Origin of the sequence: Microbacterium sp. ISL-103, from assembly GCF_018613995.1 — a bacterium.
GTDB lineage: Bacteria > Actinomycetota > Actinomycetes > Actinomycetales > Microbacteriaceae > Microbacterium.
The window spans coordinates 1-4,891 of the sequence record NZ_JAGGPD010000451.1 but is presented as its reverse complement, the minus strand read 5'-3'; the positions used below and the strand labels follow the sequence as shown (position 1 = coordinate 4,891).

Annotated in this window: 4 protein-coding genes; all 4 read right to left on the bottom strand. The window is 68.6% G+C overall.

Features of this window, described 5'->3' with window-relative positions:
* Window positions 1–28: 28 nt before the first annotated feature.
* Window positions 29–646: a cation transporter gene (locus tag J7E68_RS15620; protein WP_215174118.1), complete on the bottom strand. Its 618-nt coding sequence runs from the start codon at window positions 644–646 to the stop codon at window positions 29–31.
* The gene (locus tag J7E68_RS15615; protein WP_215174116.1) at window positions 646–981 is read right to left on the bottom strand and encodes a helix-turn-helix transcriptional regulator; all 336 of its coding nucleotides are present in this window, start codon (window positions 979–981) and stop codon (window positions 646–648) included. Before J7E68_RS15615 ends, J7E68_RS15620 begins: the two co-directional genes overlap by 1 nt.
* Window positions 982–1,021: 40 nt before the next feature.
* Window positions 1,022–2,779 (bottom strand): malto-oligosyltrehalose trehalohydrolase, encoded by a 1,758-nt coding sequence (gene treZ, locus J7E68_RS15610; protein WP_215174115.1) that lies wholly within the window; start codon window positions 2,777–2,779, stop codon window positions 1,022–1,024.
* Window positions 2,776–4,891: malto-oligosyltrehalose synthase (gene treY, locus J7E68_RS15605; RefSeq protein WP_215174113.1), on the bottom strand; the 2,116-nt coding region annotated here is incomplete at its 5' end. The genes treY and treZ, both read right to left, overlap by 4 nt.

Genomic DNA, 4,891 nt, shown 5'->3' with positions numbered 1-4,891 from the left:
CGTGCTCGTCTTCCAGGATCATCCCGCTCTATGTCGCGCAGGCGTCGCCCTTCCACGCCTCGAGGCCTTCACAGACGGCGAAGATCGCGATGACGAGTCCGGCGACGGCATCCGCCCACCACCATCCGAGCAGGCTGTTGAGTGCGAGCCCGATGAGCACGGCGACCGACAGGTAGGTGCAGATCAGCGTCTGCTTCGAGTCGGCGACCGCCGTGGCCGAGCCGACCTCGAGTCCGGCGCGACGCTCGGCGAACGACACGAGCGGCATGATGACAACGCTGAGGGCGGTCAGCACGAGACCGATCGTGCTGTGCTGCGGGCGATCCCCGCCGACCAGAGACACGATCGACGACACGGTCACGTAGGCGGCCAGGGCGAAGAACGCGACGGCGATCACTCGCAGCGTCGGCTTCTCCCAGCGCTCGGGGTCGCGTCGGGTGAACTGCCAGGCCACGGCCGCGGCTGACAGAACCTCGATGCTCGAGTCGAGACCGAATCCGATGAGGGCCGCTGAGGATGCCACCGGGCCCGCAGCTATCGCCACCACCGCCTCGATCACGTTGTAGACGATCGTGAACCCCACGATGAGGCGGATGCGGCGGTGGAGGGTCGCGCGACGATCAGACGTGATCGGGGTCGCCGACATCAGCAGGTGCACCCGTCGCCGTCGCAGCACTCGGGCTCGACGATCAGCATGACGCGCATCAGCTCGCCGAGGGCGGAAGCGAGGTGCGGGTCTGAGAGCTGGTACCTGCTGCGACGCCCGTCGGGGATGCTCTCGACCAGGCCGCAGCCGCGCAGGCAGGCGAGGTGATTCGACAGCAGCTGGCGGCTCACGCCGAGATCCTCAGCGAGGTCGGAGGGATAGGAGGGTGCCCCTCGAAGCGCGAGCAGGACAGCCGCACGCGTCGGATCCGAAAGCGCGTGTCCCAGGCGCGCGACGGCGGCGGTGTGGGTGGAGGAGGCGGTGAGAGTCACCATCCCACTGTACAGAAACGGATGAATTAAGAGAACAGTGAACTCAGGGTTGCGGTCCGACGATCACCGCGGACTCAGGCGGAAGCGAGATCGTGCGCGCGACTGTCGGGCACGGAGCAGTCTCGAGCAGGATCCGAGAATCGGGGGCGAGTTCGTATTCGACGTCCTCGGCGCTCAGATTCACGAGCACAGCCAGCTCGCCCCGATCGATGCGGTAGGCGCGAGCATCCGGAGCTCCCTCGTCTTTCACGACTTCGACACGGGTCTTCGACATCTCGGGGTCGGTGAGTTCCGGGCGCTCGCGGCGCAGCGCGATCAGCCGGCGGTACAGATCGAGGAGGGCGGCGTGGGAGTCATCGCCGACCTCGTTCCAGTCCAGGTGAGATCGCTCGAAGGTGGCGGGATCCTGGGGGTCGGGAACCAGCGCCGGATCCCACCCCATGCGCGCGAATTCGGCGATGCGTCCCTCCGCCGTCGCTTTCGCGAGTTCGGGCTCTTCGTGCGACGTGAAGAACTGCCACGGCGTCGACGCGCCCCACTCCTCGCCCATGAAGAGCATCGGGGTTCCCGGCGCGGTCATCGTCAGCACAGCGGCCACCGCGAGCCGCTCGGGTGACAGGGATGCGGCCAGTCGGTCGCCGGCCGCGCGATTGCCGATCTGGTCGTGATCCTGGGCGAAGGTCACCAGACGCCATGCGGGAACCTCGGGCGGCAGCGGAGCGCCGTGCACGCGCCCACGGAAGGACGAGAACGTGCCGTCGTGGAAGAAGCCGCCCTGCGACACCTTCACGACCGCATCCGGCGCAGCGAAATCGGCGTAGTAGCCCTCTGTCTCGCCGGTGAGTGCGACGTGCACCGCGTGGTGCCAGTCGTCCGACCACTGAGCGGTGAGACCGTATCCGCCCGCCTCTCGGGGCAGGATGAGCGTCGGATCGTTGAGGTCGGACTCTGCGATCAGGCTCAGAGGTCGATCGAGCTGCACTGCCAGCGCATCCACCCGCTCGGCCAGCTCCTCGAGGATGTGCGGCGCGCCCTCGTCGTGCAGGGCGTGCACGGCGTCGAGCCGCAGACCGTCGACGTGCAGATCGCGCAGCCACATCAGGGCGTTCTCGACGATGAACTCGCGCACGGCCGACTCGTCGAGTTTCACCGACTCACCCCAGGCGGTGTGCTCGCCGTCGCGAAGGTAGGGGCCGAACTCGGGCAGGTAGTTTCCGCTCGGTCCCAGATGGTTGTACACCACGTCCTGGATCACGGCGATGCCACGGGCGTGAGCTGCGTCGACGAGACGCTGGTAGGCGGCGGGGCCACCGTATCCCTCGTGCACGGCATACCAGAGCACGCCGTCGTACCCCCAGTTCCACCGGCCGCTGAAGGCGTTGACCGGCAGCAGCTCGATGTGAGTGACGCCGAGATCGACGAGGTGATCGAGGCGTCCGATCAGCGCGTCGAGCGTTCCTTCCGGGGTGAAGGTGCCGACGTGCAGCTCGTACACGACCCCGCCGGCGAGCGGACGGCCTGTCCAGCTCGCGTCGGTCCATTCGAATCGGGCGGGATCGAAGAGAGCTGAGGGCCCGTGCACACCCCGTGGCTGTCGACGCGATCGGGGGTCGGGGCGCAATTCGGTGCTGCCGTCGAGCAGGAAGCCGTAGCGCTCGCCTTCGGCCATCGCCACATCGGTGCGCCACCACCCCGAGCCGTCGTCAGCGGCCTCGAGATCGTGCTCCGAGATCGTCACGCCGGCAGGGGTGAGCCGTCTCAGCCGCACGCTGTCGACGCGCGGGGCCCAGACCGAGATCATCGCTCGTCCACCAGGAGGGCGACGGGGTACGTGTCGAGCAGGTCGGCCAGGCGGATCGAGCCTGCCCCGAACCGGCGACCCGTCAGGGCGTCGACCGTGGGCAGGTCGCGGCGCAGCACGACGGTGTCGCCCCACCCGCCTCGGCGGGCGAGACCGACGGGCAGTCGTGTGGCGACAGCGAGCACGCCGCCTCGATCCATGGCGACCGCGTGATCCGACGCCTCTCCGGCGACACCGCCCGGGCGGTATCCGTCGAACAGCTCGGCGTGGTCGCGGCGCAGTCGCAGGGTTCGTGATGTGACGAGCATCTTCGCCAGCCCCGAGTCGTCGACAGCGGGAAGGACTCCTCTGGCGGCATCTTCGTCGGGCTGTCGCAGCATCTCGGTTCGAGCGGCGAAATCGACCGGGCGCCGATTGTCGGGGTCGACGAGGGAGTGGTCCCAGAGCTCGGTGCCCTGGTAGACGTCGGGCACACCGGGGGCGGCGAGCTGGAGGAGCTTGGCCGACAGCGAATTCACCCGCCCGGGGGCGATGATCTCGTGGACGAACCCGTCGAGGATCTCGCGCGCCTCGGCGTTCGCGGCCTGCGCGATCGCCTCGATCCCCTTCTCGAACTCGAGGTCGGGATGCTGCCATCCGGTCGACTCCGCGGCCTCGCGCGCCGCCTTCAGGCCGTAGGCGAGCAGACGCTCGGACGAGATGGGCCAGGCGCCGACCGCAGCCTGCCAGAGCATCGCGTCGAGAGGGCCATGTCCGGTGGAGGCCACGGCCCGCAGCTCGGCCAGGACGTCGGACCAGCGATCCGGAATCTCTGCGAGCACCGAGAGGCGCGCTCGGACGTCTTCGGATCGTTTCGTGTCGTGAGTCGACAGTGCGGTGAGAGAGTGCGGCCACGAGGCGAGTCGGGCTCGCTGGGCATCGTGGAACTCGTCGACCGACACCGAGGCGATCGAGGGGTCTCCGCCGACCTCCGTCAGCGTTCCGAGTCGCGTGTGGCGATAGAACGCGGTGTCCTCGACACCCTTCGCCATCACCGCACCGGTCACCTGCGGGAAGCGCTCGGACACCTCGAGAGCGGTGTCGAGCAGCAGCGGCGTGAGCTCGGCGATGGAGTCTGCGAGGTCGGGCCTGCGGCGCGAGGCATCGTCGAGCGCGTGCTGCAGGTGCTCGCGCCCCGCGGGCAGGTACGACCGATAGACGGGGAAGCTCGCCACGATCTCGGCGAGGGCGTCCTCGGCGCCGACAACGCCGAACGGCAGCGCGCGCACCAGGCGACGCACTTCAGAGCGCAGCAGCTCGTCGGCGATCATCCGCTTGGTCGTATGGATCAGGTCGGGCCAGGACTCCGCCGCGGGCAGCCCCGTCTCTGTGCGCAACCGCGCGTCGAGGCGGTCGAGGGCGTCGACGCCGTCTCCGTCGATCAGGACGCGGTCGATCTCACCCATCGCGTCGTACCCGGTGGTGCCGTCGGTTCGCCACCACGAGGGCAGCTGCTCTCCGGGCTCGAGGATCTTCTCGACGACCGTGTAGGCACCGCCCGTGACGTCGGCGAGTCGCTCGAGGTAGGCGCCGGGGTCGGTCAGCCCGTCCGGGTGATCGACACGCAGGCCGTCGGCCAGGCCGTCTGTGATCCACCGGGCGATCTCGCGATGGGACTCCTCGAAGACATCGGGGATCTCGACCCTGATGCCCGCGAGCTCCGACACCGCGAAGAAGCGACGGTAGTCGAGATCGGTGTTTTGATCCTCCCAGAACCGCAGTTCGTAGTGCTGGGCGTCGAGCAGTGCAGGCAGGTCGTCCGCGAACTCTCCCGAGCCGGGAGCCAAGGGCAGCACGTGGTCGAAGTACGACAGAGTGCCGTCGGGGGCATCGTCGGCCGGTGTGGTGTCGACGACGAGGTCGCCGGACTCGATGACTTCCGAGGGTGAGGACCCCAGGATCGGCAGCCGCACGCGACCCTCTGACAGCCGGTTGTCGACGTCGAAAGCGATCGCGTGACGCGACGAGCGTCCGAGCCGCAGCAGATCCCACCACCAGAGGTTGGCACGTGGGATCGCCACGCCCACATGGTTCGGAACGATGTCGACGAGGATGCCGAGCCCCGCCGCTCGT

Coding starts and splice junctions, on each gene's coding strand:
- J7E68_RS15620 (WP_215174118.1), bottom strand. CDS start 646: ATGTCGGCGACCCCGATCACGTCTGATCGTCGCGCGACCCTCCACCGC.
- J7E68_RS15615 (WP_215174116.1), bottom strand. CDS start 981: ATGGTGACTCTCACCGCCTCCTCCACCCACACCGCCGCCGTCGCGCGC.
- treZ (WP_215174115.1), bottom strand. CDS start 2,779: ATGATCTCGGTCTGGGCCCCGCGCGTCGACAGCGTGCGGCTGAGACGG.